Origin of the sequence: Photobacterium swingsii (assembly GCF_024346715.1) — a bacterium.
Lineage (GTDB): Bacteria > Pseudomonadota > Gammaproteobacteria > Enterobacterales > Vibrionaceae > Photobacterium > Photobacterium swingsii.
Window position 1 is genome coordinate 3,180,650 of the sequence record NZ_AP024852.1, and the last position, 14,911, is coordinate 3,195,560.

Annotated in this window: 10 protein-coding genes and 1 other annotated feature; of the genes, 3 read left to right on the forward strand and 7 right to left on the reverse strand. The window is 45.2% G+C overall.

Features of this window, described 5'->3' with window-relative positions; genetic code table 11:
• Together thrB and thrA are read right to left on the reverse strand one after the other, a co-directional pair.
• Complete coding sequence (gene thrB / locus OCU77_RS14405) at positions 1-957, reverse strand: homoserine kinase (RefSeq protein ID WP_107303137.1); 957 nt, start codon at positions 955-957, stop codon at positions 1-3.
• A gap of 1 nt (position 958) precedes the next feature.
• On the reverse strand, positions 959-3,430 hold the full coding sequence (gene thrA, locus OCU77_RS14410; protein WP_048900333.1) for a bifunctional aspartate kinase/homoserine dehydrogenase I: 2,472 nt from the start codon (positions 3,428-3,430) through the stop codon (positions 959-961).
• A gap of 83 nt (positions 3,431-3,513) precedes the next feature.
• Positions 3,514-3,629, reverse strand: a sequence feature (Thr leader region).
• A 299-nt stretch (positions 3,630-3,928) separates the two neighbouring features.
• Between thrA and aceK the strand changes: the two genes are divergently transcribed.
• Both aceK and OCU77_RS14420 read left to right on the forward strand, forming a co-directional pair.
• Positions 3,929-5,644, forward strand: a complete 1,716-nt coding sequence (gene aceK / locus OCU77_RS14415) for a bifunctional isocitrate dehydrogenase kinase/phosphatase (RefSeq protein ID WP_048900332.1) — start codon at positions 3,929-3,931, stop codon at positions 5,642-5,644.
• Between the two features lie 278 nt (positions 5,645-5,922).
• The gene (locus OCU77_RS14420) at positions 5,923-6,384 is read left to right on the forward strand and encodes a hypothetical protein (protein ID WP_048900331.1); all 462 of its coding nucleotides are present in this window, start codon (positions 5,923-5,925) and stop codon (positions 6,382-6,384) included.
• 63 nt (positions 6,385-6,447) lie between these two features.
• Here the strand turns inward: OCU77_RS14420 and OCU77_RS14425 are convergent, their stop codons facing one another.
• Entirely contained in the window at positions 6,448-6,939 is a 492-nt protein-coding gene (locus OCU77_RS14425; RefSeq protein ID WP_048900330.1) for a putative 4-hydroxy-4-methyl-2-oxoglutarate aldolase, read from the reverse strand.
• A 668-nt stretch (positions 6,940-7,607) separates the two neighbouring features.
• Between OCU77_RS14425 and arcA the strand changes: the two genes are divergently transcribed.
• A complete protein-coding gene (gene arcA / locus OCU77_RS14430; RefSeq protein ID WP_048900329.1) occupies positions 7,608-8,327 on the forward strand; it encodes a two-component system response regulator ArcA in 720 nt (239 codons plus the stop codon).
• Between the two features lie 87 nt (positions 8,328-8,414).
• On the opposite strand, the gene OCU77_RS14435 is transcribed toward arcA, so the two are convergent.
• From OCU77_RS14435 to OCU77_RS14450, 4 genes are all read right to left on the reverse strand, one after another.
• A complete protein-coding gene (locus OCU77_RS14435) occupies positions 8,415-8,900 on the reverse strand; it encodes a hypothetical protein (RefSeq protein ID WP_048900328.1) in 486 nt (161 codons plus the stop codon).
• Complete coding sequence (gene arcB, locus OCU77_RS14440) at positions 8,897-11,260, reverse strand: aerobic respiration two-component sensor histidine kinase ArcB (protein ID WP_048900327.1); 2,364 nt, start codon at positions 11,258-11,260, stop codon at positions 8,897-8,899. The genes OCU77_RS14435 and arcB overlap by 4 nt, the downstream gene beginning before the upstream one ends.
• 162 nt (positions 11,261-11,422) lie before the next feature.
• Positions 11,423-13,252, reverse strand: a complete 1,830-nt coding sequence (locus tag OCU77_RS14445; RefSeq protein ID WP_239686055.1) for a sensor domain-containing diguanylate cyclase — start codon at positions 13,250-13,252, stop codon at positions 11,423-11,425.
• A gap of 147 nt (positions 13,253-13,399) precedes the next feature.
• The gene (locus tag OCU77_RS14450) at positions 13,400-14,335 is read right to left on the reverse strand and encodes a TIGR01212 family radical SAM protein (RefSeq protein WP_048900326.1); all 936 of its coding nucleotides are present in this window, start codon (positions 14,333-14,335) and stop codon (positions 13,400-13,402) included.
• Positions 14,336-14,911: the final 576 nt, after the last annotated feature.

Sequence of the window (14,911 nt, forward strand, 5' to 3'; positions counted from 1 at the left end):
TTATAGCTCACTTCCTGTTACTTTTGAGCCCTGACTGTCTAAGCGACAGACGTGGACAAATCCTTCGTCATTTTGCACATAATTCTCTTGAAGCCAGCGAGCAATGCGTTCGGCCACTTCAAGGTTATCGCATGCGGTAAACATGGTCGGGCCCGACCCCGAGATCCCGCTCGCCAATGCACCCGCTTGTAAGGCATATTCACGCGCTTTTCCAAATCCTGGCAGCAACTGCTCACGGTAAGGTTCTGCGACGACATCTTTAATCATCTTAGCGGCAAGTGCAGGTTGCTGAGAGTAACACGCATGAATAAACCCAGCGAGGTGACGGCCATGGGCTATCACATCTTGACGGCGGTATTGCGACGGTAAAATCGCGCGCGCTTCTGCTGTCGGTACTTTGATGCCTGGGTAAGCCATCACCCAGTACCAGTCATCAAAACACGGTACAGATTGGCTAATAATGCCGAGCTCTTCGACCATAAATTGCAGTCCACCCAGATAACAAGGTGCCACATTATCATAGTGGAGACTCCCCGAAATCTTAGCTTCCATTTCCCCCATTAAAGCTAATAATTCGGTTTCAGTTAATGGCAGATCATGAAACTGATTAAGCGCGTCAAGCGCAGCAACCACAGAACAAGCACTTGATCCCAACCCCGAACCAATCGGCATATTTTTCTCTAGTGTCATTTTCACAGGCTTTACCGCGAAGCCTTTTTTATCGAGCTCACGCGCAAATACCTGCCAGCAATCAAACACTATGTTGTCTTCGGCTTTTGGGGGTAATTTAGCCACAAAATTGCCAACACATTGCAATACAAAAGGCTGGTCACTGGTTTCAACTTTAACGCGATCACCCAATAGCGAGCCATCTAGCGGCGAGACTGCCGCTCCCAGTACATCGAAACCAACGCTAACATTGCCAATCGATGCTGGCGCATATACCACTACACTCATTTTATACCCCTAATTTCCAGCCTAATGTACGCATCAAGTCAGCAAATACACCTGCTGCTGTTACTTCTGTACCCGCTCCATAGCCTCGTAATACTAACGGAATTGGCTGGTAATAGCGGCTGTAGAATGCCAAAGCATTTTCACCATCTTTGATTTTGAACATAGGATCGTCACCATCAACCGCGGCCAGTTTCACTCGGCACTGCCCTTGTTCGGCTTCACGATCAATTTCACCAACATAACGCAATACTTTGCCTTCTTTTGCTGCTGCATCCGATAACTGCTTAAAGTAAGCATCGGCTTCAGGTAAGCGGGCCATAAAATCATCAACCGAACCTTCTGCATCGAAACCCGGTGGCAATGCTTGTTCAACAATCACATCTTCAAGCTCCAATGCAAGTCCGGATTCACGTGCCAAGATCAATAGCTTACGCGCGACATCCATCCCAGATAAATCATCACGAGGATCGGGTTCAGTAAAGCCATTGTTACGGGCAACCGTTGTCGCTTCACTAAAGCTCATGCCTTCATCTAACTTACCGAAAATATATGACATTGAGCCTGATAGGATCCCTGCGAAACGCGAAAGCTCATCACCGGCAGCTAATAAGTTTTGCAAGTTTTCAATGACAGGCAACCCCGCGCCCACAGTTGTGTCGTACATGAATTTACGACGTGTGCTACGTGCCGCTTGGCGAAGCTGATGGTAGTAAGCCATGCTAGCCGTATTCGACTTTTTATTGGGTGTAATAACGTGAAAACCAGCGCTTAAGAAATCAACGTACTGATCGGCAATTGCTTGTTCTGAGGTACAGTCGATGATGACAGGGTTAATGATATGGTTACGCTGAACCAACTGGATCAGGCTTGAAAGTTCAAAGCCTTGCTGCGCTTGGCCCATTTGATCTCGCCAATTTTCCAACGCTAACCCATTGCTGTTAAGCACCAAGCCACGGCTATTGGCTAAGCCGCACACGCGGATCACTATGCCCTTTTCAGCTAACGTGCTTTGTTGGCGTTGAATCTGATCCACCAGCTCACCGCCGACGCCACCAACACCAACCACAAATACATCCAAGAAATGCTGACTGTTGAAGAGATTTTCATGGCAAGCTTTCACCGACTCAGACACTTTATCCGCAGGGATAACCGCAGAAATCGCCCGCTCAGAGGATCCTTGCGCAATCGCAACGATATTGACGTTCACTTCCGCAAGCGATGTAAAGAAGCGTGAGGCGATACCACGCGAAGTACGCATGCCATCACCAACTAAAGTCACAATGGCAACGTCATCCAAAAATTCAACAGGCTCTAGCAACCCTTCTTTCAATTCCAATTCAAAATTATCTTGCAGGGCTTGTTTGGCCGCTGCTTTATCTTCACTTTCAATACAAAAACTGATGCTGTATTCCGATGAAGACTGAGTGATCAGCACGATGGAGACACCCGCAATCGACATCGCACCAAATACACGGCTTGCCATGCCAACCATGCCTTTCATACCTGGGCCTGACACATTCACCATGGTCAGATCCTTTAAGGTTGTGATCCCTTTTATATCGAGCTTATCTTCCCCCGTATCCTGGCCAATAAGAGAGCCAGCGCCTTGCGGGTTAAAGCTGTTTTTAATCAGGCAAGGAATGTGGAACTGTGCAATCGGCGCGATGGTTTTAGGGTGTAAGACAGAAGCACCAAAATAAGAGAGCTCCATCGCTTCTTGGTAGCTCAAGGATTTAATTTGGCGCGCATCAGGCACAATACGTGGATCGCAACTGTAAACCCCATCGACATCCGTCCAGATTTCACAGCACTCTGCACGTAAACAAGCCGCCAGTACCGCCGCCGAGTAATCAGAACCATTACGCCCTAACGTAACTAATTCGCCTTTTTCATTACCCGCTGTAAAACCTGGCATGATATTCACATGGCCTTCAGGCAGAGGGTTACGCTTAAAATTCTGCGTCGATGCTTCAATATCTACGTGCGCTTCAAGGTACTCACCATGTGCTAAAAGGTATTCGACTGGATCGATGAGGTTACCTTGTAAGCCTTTGGCTTCGAGCATGGCTTTCATCGCCACAATCGATAAGCGCTCACCTTTACTGATCATTTTTGCGTACACATTATCAGGGCATAATCCCAACAACTTAATACCGTGAACGTATTGTTTTAGCTGACCAAGTGAACTCGCTAACTTGGCATCTAATAATGCTTTATCGAAATTGGGCTCTACAGCTTTTAAATCTGTAAACAAGGTTTGAAACACGTTCTCCAAATCAGCAAGCTGTAATTCAGCTTCCCCATTCGCGACGGTATTGTCGATCACTGACACCAGCTTATTGGTTACTTTACCCGGCGCGGATAACACGACAGACACTTCACTCTGACGAGCATTATTCGCAATGATGTCTGCCGCTCTTGAAAATCGGTCGGCATCTGCCAACGATGAACCACCAAACTTTAATACGCGCATTCCCTACTCCCAAATCCCTTAAATTTTCAGACTACTGCATAAAACGCAGTGTAACGGTCAACCAAAATTGTGATGTAAAAAGTGAAAAAAAAGCCCGCACCTGATTGGGGTGCGGGCTTCTCTGATAATTCTTGTACGTATCAGCTAGCCCCAACACCCATGGTGCCGGTAATAATAATCGTGGTAATTGTGCTGAATACGTTTTTCATCATGACTAAAAGTCGTTCTCAATATGCTGGATTAGTTAACGTTTACCGAACATTTGGTGACGAGTCAACCAATTTCTCTTTTTCCTTGTGCAAGAACCCAGTATAAAAACACCTTTCTTAGGACAAGCTGCTATTGTTCATTATTGGTAATACGTATAAAAAACCACCCGCTTTGATTGCAGTTAAACGCCAGTCGTTGCATAGTGTGCATATATCATCAGCGTTCTATTTAACGAATACGAACATGCAGTGTTGACGCATAGCCATTCATCATTCTGGAGGGACCCGAATGACCGCAGCCATGGAACAACTTGTCGCTCATACCATCTTGCAAGGCTTTGATGCCATGTACGGTCGATTTTTAGACGTTACCGCTGGTGCACAGGATCGCTTTGAAAAGCGTGATTGGCCAGCCGTACATCTGGCCCTTAAAAAGCGTATTAGTTTCTATGCCAACCATGTTGGACTCGTCACCAGCCAGATCCAGATCATGCTGGGTGAACGCTATGCAAATCGTGACTTTTTAATGGGTGTCAAAGCCGCTTATGAAGATCTCTTATTAGATTACCCACGCTATGAAATCGCAGAGAGTTTCTTTAACTCCGTCTATTGCCGTATCTTTGAACACCGTAATATCAACCGCGATAAGCTATTTGTTCATAGCTCACAAGAAGGCCGTTTACCCACTTACCCAACGCCTTTAACCCGCACTTACTTTGCTACGAACGGTATTCAATCTTTATTTACTCGCTTGTTCAACGACACCCCATTTACCGCTGATTGGGAAGATAAAAACCGTGACATCGACCTTGTTAGCCAACGCCTAGAGCAAGTCTTTGGAAAGGCGCGGAATAACACGAGTACGCTCGAATTAATCCGCGAACCCTTTTACCGCAACAAAGCGGCGTATTTGATTGGCCGTATAACCCTTGAAAACCAACAGCAATACCCTTTTATTTTACCGATATTAACCAACGCAAATGGTGAGCTGTATGTCGACGCCTGTATCTGCGATGTCGACGATGCGAGTATTATTTTTGGCTTCGCCCGCTCCTATTTCATGGTTTACGCTCCTGCACCAGCCGCTTTGGTCCAGTTTCTGAGCGAGCTAATGCCCAACAAAACACGGGCTGAACTGTACACAGCGATAGGCTGTCAGAAACATGGAAAAACAGAACTGTACCGCGAGTTTCTCTCCCATTTGGAACAGTCCGACGATCAATTTGTCACAGCCGAAGGCATCAAAGGCATGGTAATGTCTGTCTTTACACTTCCCTCTTATGGCTTCGTTTTTAAAATCATAAAAGATAAGTTTGCCCCACAAAAAGACATCAGCCACGACACGGTAAAAGAGAAATATAAGCTCGTTAAGGAACACGACCGGGTTGGCCGCATGGCTGATACACAAGAATATCGTAACTTCAGTTTTGACAGAGCCCGGTTCAGCGATGAATTACTAGAGGAGCTACTTGAAGTGGCACCATCGATCATTGATGTGACCGACGATACTATCATAATCAAGCACCTCTATATGGAGCGTCGCATGGTGCCATTTAACATCTATGTCGACCAAGCCAATGATGAGGATCTTCGCCATGCCGTTGATGAATATGGCAAAGCCATTAAACAACTGGCAGCCGCGAATATTTTCCCGGGTGACATGTTGTTTAAGAACTTTGGTGTCACCCGCCACCGCCGTGTCGTTTTCTATGATTACGATGAAATCAGCTATATGACGGAAATGAATTTCCGTGAGATCCCACCGCCTCGTTATCCTGAAGATGAAATGGCCGCCGAACCTTGGTACAGCGTTGGGATCTACGATGTATTCCCTGAGGAGTTTCGCACCTTCTTACTGATCAACCCAAAGATCCGCGCCCTGTTTAATGAGCTTCATAGTGATTTGTTCGAAGCCAGTTATTGGCGTCAACTCCAACAAAATATCACTAATCAGCAATACGAGGATGTTTATCCTTATGCCAAAGCGCTACGCTTTCGGCAATAAGCCAAGTTAGCCCACATACCCTCGCCGATATGTACGTTGTTATGTGGGCAAGTTATCGCAAATACCCCCTGCGAGCCCTAGATCACATTCCTTTTGATAGCTATATCAAATGACGCAAAAAGAGCAAAAAAGTTTCGTTGAATATCTCATTAACTTTGAGATGACATGTCAAAAATAAGAAATCTGTCCTAGTATTATTAGCAATGTCGCATCCCTCATATTTCATGGCAAATTTGCGACAAGACCAATAAATAACAACAAACAGGGAAGGTGAAGCAATGCGATATTTGCTGATCACAATTACCCTGCTGGTAGTGGCATTACCAACAACAGCAGCAGAAAAGGGCCTACTCGGTCTTATAAGTGGCGAGACAGCATCAGGCTGGTTTATGTCATCGCAATCAAAAAATGCCGAACAGTTCGATCTGTGGCAGATAGATAGCGGTTACTCATATTCTTTAAATAATGATGTTGAGCTGTATTTGAGTACGCGACTCACCTCGGGCAATGAAAATCAAGCGGCCAGCCGCGGCATGCTCTCGGGCGTAAAATATAACCTCACCCCAAAAATGAGCTTACGCAGCGCAGTAACGACTGAGAAAAAAATCAATCAAGAAGCAACCATGGGCTTAGAAGTATCGAGCCAGTTTAACGTCAGCGAAAAAGTTAATTTGCATGCAACTGTCGATTACGAAGATTTAGAGCAGATTTACCAGCTGGGTATTGGTTTTAGGTTTTAGGTTATAAGGGCAAGCTACACAGTAGCTTGCCCTTTTTTCATGCATGAGGAGGAGAACAACCCACTACAACACAGATAGGTCGAGTGCGTCTCGGCTAAGCAGTACCCCGTTGAGATCAGCGTACAGATAATCACCTGGGTAAACCATGGTATGCCCCACGGTTAATGTGACATTCAAGTCCCCAGTTTGACGTTTCACGGTTTTAATGGGACACGCACCCAACGCCTTCACGCCTAAGTCCAACTCAGCCAAAGTCGCAACATCTCGTGCTGCGCCATTGATCACCACGCCTTGCCAGCCATTTTTTACCGCCAACATTGCGAGTTGGTCACCAAGTAAAGCGCGGTTACATGAACCATGCCCATCAATGAACAACACCTTATCTTTGCCATCTTGGCTAACGATATCGCGGACTAAGCTGTTATCTTCAAAACAACGTAAGGTGACAACTTCCCCGAAAAAAATCGACTTTCCACCATAATCGACAAATGACACGGGCAACCAACGAACATCCTGCTCATAGTGATCGCATAAATCAGGTAATAAGTCTTTCATCTCATCCTCCTCTGATCCCGATAAAACAGCGCTAAAAATCATCATCTTGTTAATCAGTGTAGGTAACGTGGCAGAATTGACCTAATGAATTGCAGGCTTGTTAATATTGTTCAGAATATGCGCTGACTATTTACGATTAAACAGCACGATAATGTTGAAGAACCATGCGGATTCACTCAAATGCTGTTAGAATTGCAAAACTTGAGTAAACAAAGTGTTATTCAACCTCAGCTACCATGCACGTTGAAGACCACTTCCATGATAAATATTTACAGATAGCTAGATTCAAGCCAGTGAAGCAACAAGGTATTTGTAGAGATTGTTAAACATTGTCGATAGTCGTAATGATTCATCACTCTGTTTGATATAAATCAAGAAATACCAAGAAAGCGGTAACGAAACAATACACCATTATTGTTAGCGTGCTGTTAAGTGCTTAGAATCATCGCCATCCAAGGGAATTGTAAGCCAATGTCCGAAATTCGGACGATTTTGTCGTTGTTTAGTGAAACTAACGATAGAGATTTAGGATGGCGTACCACACAGGTAGTTATATCCGCAATAAACTGCGTTTTTTTGTAGAAGACTTTGCCTGTATGTGAATTTTTTTTATAGAATTTAACTATTCTGTGTTTGACCAGATTCAGTTTTTTAATTAGGTACTGCCAATGCAAACCCCTCATATTCTAATTGTAGAAGACGAGCACGTAACACGTAACACCCTTAAAAGCATCTTTGAAGCTGAGGGTTATACTGTATTTGAAGCAAACGACGGCGCAGAAATGCACCAGATGCTTTCGGAGCACCATGTACACCTAGTCATCATGGACATTAACCTTCCAGGTAAAAATGGCCTACTGCTTGCGCGTGAATTACGCGAGCAAGGTGACATGGCACTCATGTTCCTCACTGGCCGTGACAACGAAGTTGATAAGATCCTTGGTCTTGAAATTGGTGCTGATGACTACATCACTAAACCATTCAACCCTCGTGAACTGACTATTCGTGCGCGCAACCTACTGACTCGTGCAATGAATCAAGGTCTACCAACGGAAGACAAGAAACTTGTAGAACGTTACGAGTTCAATGGTTGGTCACTTGAAATCAACAGCCGTTCACTAGTAAGCCCAAGTGGTGATCAATTCAAGCTACCACGCTCTGAATTCCGTGCACTGCTTCACTTCTGTGAAAACCCAGGCAAAATTCAAACACGTGCAGACCTTCTTAAGAAGATGACTGGCCGTGAACTTAAGCCACATGACCGTACTGTTGACGTGACGATTCGTCGTATCCGTAAGCACTTTGAGTCTGTTGCTGATACCCCTGAAATCATCGCAACAATTCACGGTGAAGGTTACCGTTTTTGTGGTGACTTAGGCGAAGAATAAGCCCAAGGTTTATTCGATAAAAAAAGGCACTGAAAAGTGCCTTTTTTGTTTCTATTCCCCGCCATCAATCACATCAAAACCGCGTAGTTAGAAAACCTGATCGATTTTGACTTGGCGCTGGGTCAGGGTCATTTCTTTGCCTTGATAGTTTAAGGTCAATGCCACATTAACTGCCGTCCCTGCAGGCCAATTCGGACCTTTACGTAACATTACTTCAATGCCGTTGTTATCCATAGGGTTCACTTCTAGCTGGCTATTCGACAACCATTGCTGATCGTCAGTTGCCAATAGTACCTGCGTCACTGTCACGTCTTTAGGCAAGGCTTGCTGAGTCGCACTCACCACCTTCACTGACGCCAACAACGTACCTTGCTGGTTATCCCCTTCTCCAACAACAGGCATACTATTGAGCCATAAATAGCTATCTAGCTTCGCAGGGGTCTCTGCTAGCATAACCTGACCCGGTGACTGCCAAATATCACTCTGTTGTGTTGACGACGTGCCGCTTTGCCCTGCACAGGCCATTAACACCATGCTGCTTGCCAGCACGCCTGCCATTTTCAATCCCTTCATGATTTATCCTCTTTCTGTGCAAGCCAATTACGTAGCACTTGCAGATCAGGTTTATAACCGTTTTTAATTTCATCAACCCAGTCGTTAATGTTTTCCCACCACGCTGGCAGCTCCGGTGATTGCGCTTTTTGAGCCACTTGCTGGATATGCTTTAAACCAATAGAGCCTGCAGCACCTTTGATTTTATGCGCTTCAAACTTAATGCCGTCTTTGTCTTTAGCCACCATGTTTGAATCAAGGATTGCAATATAATCAGGCATCATTTTTTCAAACATCGCGATGCTGTCATGCACAGGTTGCGTACCCACAATGTCTACATACGACTCAAGCATTTCTAAATCCAGCAACTGATTGATGATTTCATCACTCTGAGGTACGCGACTTTCGACAACCTCGGCTTCATCGTCGCAATCAAGCGGACAGGTCAGCACTAAATTTTGAATCACATCAGAAATCGCTTTCACGCTCAATGGCTTGCTTAACGCTTCATCCATGCCTTTGGCTAAATATTCGCTTTTATCGCTAATCACGTTTGCAGTCAGGGCCACCAGAGCGGGTAAATAGTCATATTGCTCCCGCAGCTTCTGCGCAATATCAAACCCCGTCATATCGGGTAATTGAATATCCAGCAGCACTAAGTCAAACGCTTCAGGATCAAAGATTTGTAATGCTTCATCACCACGCATTGCGACCGTCACTTCATGCCCTAGGCTTTCGAGCAATGATTTTGCAACCGTGATATTCAACTCGATATCTTCGACCATCAAGATACTGAGGCTGGCTTGCGGCACGTCAGGCATGGTCTCTTCTTCTGCTGCAACTTCCACAACAGGCACTCGAATCGTGACGGTAAACGTACTGCCTTCGCCCACATCTGACATCACGGTAATATCCCCGCCCATCATTTGGACCAGTTGACGCGAAACGGCAAGTCCAATCCCGGTACCAACCGCATGTAAATTATCGTTCTCGTCTTTCACTTGGTAGTACATGGCAAAGATTTTATCGAGTTCATCGTGTGGCATACCGATACCACTATCTTCAACCTCAAAAACGATCTCGGCTTGATTATTATCCAGTAATTCACTGCTTACCGATAAAACCACCCCACCTTCTTTGGTGAACTTGGTCGCGTTACTGATCAAATTCCACAACACTTGGCGCAAGCGTGTGCCATCGACCTCAATGCATTTCGGTAAATCTGATAAACGTTCTAAATCAAAACGTAGGTTTTTCTGTTCTGCCATCAAGCTTGAGATGTTTTCCATTTCATCAACAAACTCTAGGAAATCATGGGGTTTCGGCAGCAGTTCTAAACGACGGCGATCAGATTTATCCATATCGATAATGTCGTTAAAAATATTGCCCAGAGTTATCGCACTCACATGCACGGTTCGCATGTAGCCACGCTGCTCGGCATTTAACTCACTATCTAGCAACATACGACTCAGACCGACAATGCCATTCAATGGCGTGCGTAATTCGTGACTAATGGTTGAGATGAAGGCGGTCTTGTCGCGGCTCGCTTTTTCCTGGGCATCTTGATATTGCTTACGCTCGGTAATGTCACGACCGAAGCCCATCAAACCTAAGCGGCGCCCATCACGGCTGTAGAAAGGGACTTTACGCAGTTCGAATACAGCCTTATGTCCATCTGGGTATTCCAACCATTGCTCGTAAGTCAGCGAAACATTTTGACTAAAGACCTGCTGATCAGTTTCCGCTATCTTACTGGCGACTTCTTCGCTATAAACATCCCAAGGGGTAAGGCCGACTAATTCTTTTTCTGTTTTCCCCGTCAACTCTTGCATCGCACGGTTACAACCAGAAAAACGTCCCTTTTCATTGCGGTAATAAATTAAATCAGGAGAGGCATCGAGAAAGGATTTAAGGAGCGCACTTTGTTCCGCTAATTCTAGTTGAGCATTTTCACGCTGATAGACCTCATTTTCGAGATCTTGCATCGCAATTTGGCGCCCTTCTTCGGCTTTTTCACGCTCTTCTATTTCAGAGTTCAGTTGGCTAATATTTTCCTGTAACTGATTATTCAGCTGCATATCGCGTGAACGCATTTCTTCTAATTTCGTCACCAATTTCGATAAGCGCTGACGTGAGTCTTCTAATTGATCCACCACCACCGACAGGAAATACACCGCCCATGGCGTAATCAACAAGCCAAAGAATACCGATCGTACGATATCTATATCATTCACTTCACCTTGCAGTACCAAGGTCACCCCTACTTGCACAACGACCGCTAACGCCACCAAGGCCAACGCGAGCAGCAAGCTGAAGCGGACAAGTCCAAGTTTGACCAGCAAGTCGACATAGAATTGGGCCAGCACTTTGATTTGTTTCATGATTTAATCCATTATTCGCAGCATTGCTCTCATCATAAGTGCCTGCGGCTATTTCCCCAAGGAGAAGTACCTCAGTTCGTGTGATCCAGAGCAAAAAAAACCTGCTGACGCAGGTTTCTTCTCTGTATTGATTCCATTCATTTAAGCTGATGCCGTTCGCGCTTAAAAATCATGATTATCCGACATCACCATGGTGCAGTTCCGCCCCGATGCTTTTGCTTTATACAGCGCAATATCAGCCATACGCACCAGTTCGCCATAATCTTGGTTAGGAACTGGAGTCACTGTCGCAACCCCCAAGCTGACAGTTAGCACATCTTTCACTTCAGAGTACGCATGCTCAATCGCTGCTTGTGCCACATAACGATGAATATTTCGCGCGACAATTTGGCCACCATCTAAGTTAGTACAAGGTAATAAGAAAGCGAATTCTTCCCCCCCATAGCGGGCCACTTCATCGGTCTCACGCTTGATGACTTGGCTCAGTGTCTTGGCGACATCAAGCAGCGCACGGTCCCCTTGCTGGTGACCATAGTTATCGTTGTAAGCCTTGAAGTTATCAATATCACACAAGATCAAGGTCAGCGATTTTTGTTCACGAATATGGCTATGCCACATTTTCCGTAAATGCTCGTCAAAGCTACGGCGATTCGCCACCTTGGTTAAACTGTCAATAAAGCTAAGCTCTTGCAGCTCCATAATGGCATCTGCGAGCTGTTGCTGGGCATGCTTACGTTCCGTAATATCACGTCCCATCACCAAGACCCCAGCAGTCCCCTCTATAGGATCACGATATGGCGAGGTAGCCACTTCATACCAAATGGGTTCTCCATCAGGCAAAATAACGTAATCTTCTGTTTTAACCGTGACCCCTTCTTTGATCACTTGCTCGTTAACCTTTTTAAATTCTTTCCACTTATCAGGGTCGATAACGTCAGAGGCTTTTTTCCCCAACAGAGATTCTTGGGTATGGCCCAGCGCGCGCGCGAACGGTTCATTGCACCCTACATAAACCCAATGCTCGTTATACAAACCAATGGGGTCTTGGCTAGCGCTAAGGATCGTATCAAGTAAATTATTACGGTGTGCTAACGCTTGCTCGGTGATCTCACGCTTCTCGATTTCTTGCTTCAAACTCTCTTGCATTTCATGCCAATCGGTCACGTCATGGCTAATGCTTAATGACCCTAATATTTCACCAAAATCACCGATCAAAGCCGTTTTATTGGTTTCCAATAAACGGCTGGCACCATCTGGTGATGTGGTCCATGTATGGGTCGAGTTATTTTTTGATGACACTTCAATGTTGTCAATCAAGCCTTCACTTTCACGATCACGCCAAAAGCGATCATACGCCTTGTTGGTACCCATCACCTTGCCAGACTTATCTTGGAAATAGACTAACTCAGACAACGAATTCAACACCCCTTGTAACACACGGTGCTCTCGTTTACTGGTGGTATCAGGCGATATGGTTTCATTGGATGGGGAAATAAAAAGTAGCCACGCGGGTTGCCACTTGTAACGCACATACTGGCCTGAAACGAAAACAGAGAGCGGGTGCTTACCTGAAAACTGTAACTCTTCTTTCCAGCTTTTAAAGCTCAATAGCGATGTATGTGGACGCAAAATATCGCACATCATTTGCGCTTCAACTTCAGGCGGGTAAAAGTAGCTATTGCCTACTTTGCGAATACCCAGTAGCTCTCGGCTTGCTTTATTGCCATACATCAACTTGCCGTCCTTGCTGCATACAATCATGGCCGCGACAGGCAAGTTAGTGAGCATGGAATAGAGCTTACGGAATGAAAAGGCTTCCGCGTTATGAAAGACGAGTGCCAAAATTGATCCAGCGAACACTATCATCGCAAGGATCAAAGCAAAAATGAAAAGCGGTTGCTCTAGCGACAAAGATGCCGCTTGCGCCATCGGGGATAATCCAGTTAACAAGAAAAAACAGGCCATGTGAACGGCAAATTTAGGAGTCGTCATAGGTCTGAACACATTACCTTAGGGGATGTTCGCTTCATTAAGCATCTTGATGGCGCATGCTATTAAGTAGCAACGCAATAGTACGCTTACGTTACCACAATCCCCTCCAGTTTTTGAGTGTTTGCACAACTCAATCTATGTACCAAGTTACTTTGCAAATGGCTCATAAACAAAAGGAGTCGCCAATTGACTGCCTTGCGCGCCGAGCTTATCAAGCTTACGGCCAACCTCTGTCATGGCTAACCACCTATTTTCACACCACTCTGGTGCGAGCAAGGTCGGACGACGCGCACTGGCTGAAACGCGGTGATAAACCACTTCCGGCGGTGTCATACGGATCATTTCCGCTGCAATATCCGTATAATCTTCAAGGCTAATTGCACTCAAACGATCCGCCTTCCAGGCCTGTCCCATTTTACTGCCTTCCACGATATGTAGCGGATGTAATTTGATCCCATCCACCCCCGTTGCCACCACTTTCTCAATGGTGTCAAGGTTATCGGCTTTAGTGTCGCCGGGCAGACCCACAATCAAGTGCGTACACACTTTCAGCCCAAGCGCACGCGCGCGCTGAGTGATCGCTTGATAACATGCAAAATCATGCCCTCGATTAATCCGCTTAAGGGTTTTATCATTCGCTGTTTGTAAGCCTAGCTCCAGCCAAATTTCATAGCCTTGTTGATGGTATTCTGCCAATAATTCCAACACAGCATCTGGCACACAGTCTGGCCGCGTTCCCACACATAAACCGACAATATCTGCTGTTTTAAGGGCTTCTTCATACATTTTTTTTAGGGTTTGTACTTCAGCGTAGGTGCTAGTGTACGCCTGAAAATACGCCAAATAGCGTTTGGCACGGTGGATCTCACCCGCTCTCTGGTTTAGCTGCTGCTCAATCGGTAGATATTGCGCTTTTTCATCGGCAAATGAGGCGACATTGCAGAAGGTACAGCCACCACGACCAATCGTGCCGTCACGGTTAGGGCAACTAAAGCCACCATGTAAGGTTAACTTATGCACTTTTTCACCATAGCGGCGATGTAAATCTTGTCCGAATGTATTTACGAGTTCGTGTAGTTGCATTTAATCACCTGAGTATTCGGCCATGGGAAAAATAAGCCGCGCAGCGTAGCACCAAAGCCAATGCTGAAAATTGTGTTAAAACAAGAAAAGCACGTAAATCCCCGCTCACTTCCCCCGTGTTTATACCTTGTAAATTTAAAACAACATAAGAAACTGCCCCTTGCATTCATTACCCACATAGTAAATAAGGATAAATAAAAATGAAATTGGACGAATATGCAAAATGAGAACGATTATCGAATATTTACGCAACCATGTAACACTTACATGCAGCTTCAGTCGATATAGTGGATTAATCACGCTATTTTTTGTTGGTAATTAAAGTATCAAAACTGTAGGATAGTTACACTTATGTGCAAATAATGAGCAACATTTGTGACATAAAACCCGCTAAAAGCAGTGATTTATGTCACTAGTTCATTAAATGACAGTACATCTAATTACCAGAATGGATGTGCTGCAAAATTAAGTTTGCTAAATGATTTACACATCATCCCACAGCAAACGCACCGTTTTGTTCACTGGACAGGTAGTCCATTCAAAGTGACAAGATGTGACGATATAACGATTAGGGAT

Excerpts from the sequence above, each read along its gene's own strand:
- OCU77_RS14425 (WP_048900330.1), bottom strand. The coding sequence starts at position 6,939 with ATGAAAGACTTATTACCTGATTTATGCGATCACTATGAGCAGGATGTT.
- OCU77_RS14445 (WP_239686055.1), bottom strand. The coding sequence starts at position 13,252 with ATGACGACTCCTAAATTTGCCGTTCACATGGCCTGTTTTTTCTTGTTA.
- thrA (WP_048900333.1), bottom strand. The coding sequence starts at position 3,430 with ATGCGCGTATTAAAGTTTGGTGGTTCATCGTTGGCAGATGCCGACCGA.
- OCU77_RS14450 (WP_048900326.1), bottom strand. The coding sequence starts at position 14,335 with ATGCAACTACACGAACTCGTAAATACATTCGGACAAGATTTACATCGC.
- thrB (WP_107303137.1), bottom strand. The coding sequence starts at position 957 with ATGAGTGTAGTGGTATATGCGCCAGCATCGATTGGCAATGTTAGCGTT.
- OCU77_RS14435 (WP_048900328.1), bottom strand. The coding sequence starts at position 8,900 with ATGAAGGGATTGAAAATGGCAGGCGTGCTGGCAAGCAGCATGGTGTTA.
- OCU77_RS14420 (WP_048900331.1), top strand. The coding sequence starts at position 5,923 with ATGCGATATTTGCTGATCACAATTACCCTGCTGGTAGTGGCATTACCA.
- arcA (WP_048900329.1), top strand. The coding sequence starts at position 7,608 with ATGCAAACCCCTCATATTCTAATTGTAGAAGACGAGCACGTAACACGT.
- arcB (WP_048900327.1), bottom strand. The coding sequence starts at position 11,260 with ATGAAACAAATCAAAGTGCTGGCCCAATTCTATGTCGACTTGCTGGTC.
- aceK (WP_048900332.1), top strand. The coding sequence starts at position 3,929 with ATGACCGCAGCCATGGAACAACTTGTCGCTCATACCATCTTGCAAGGC.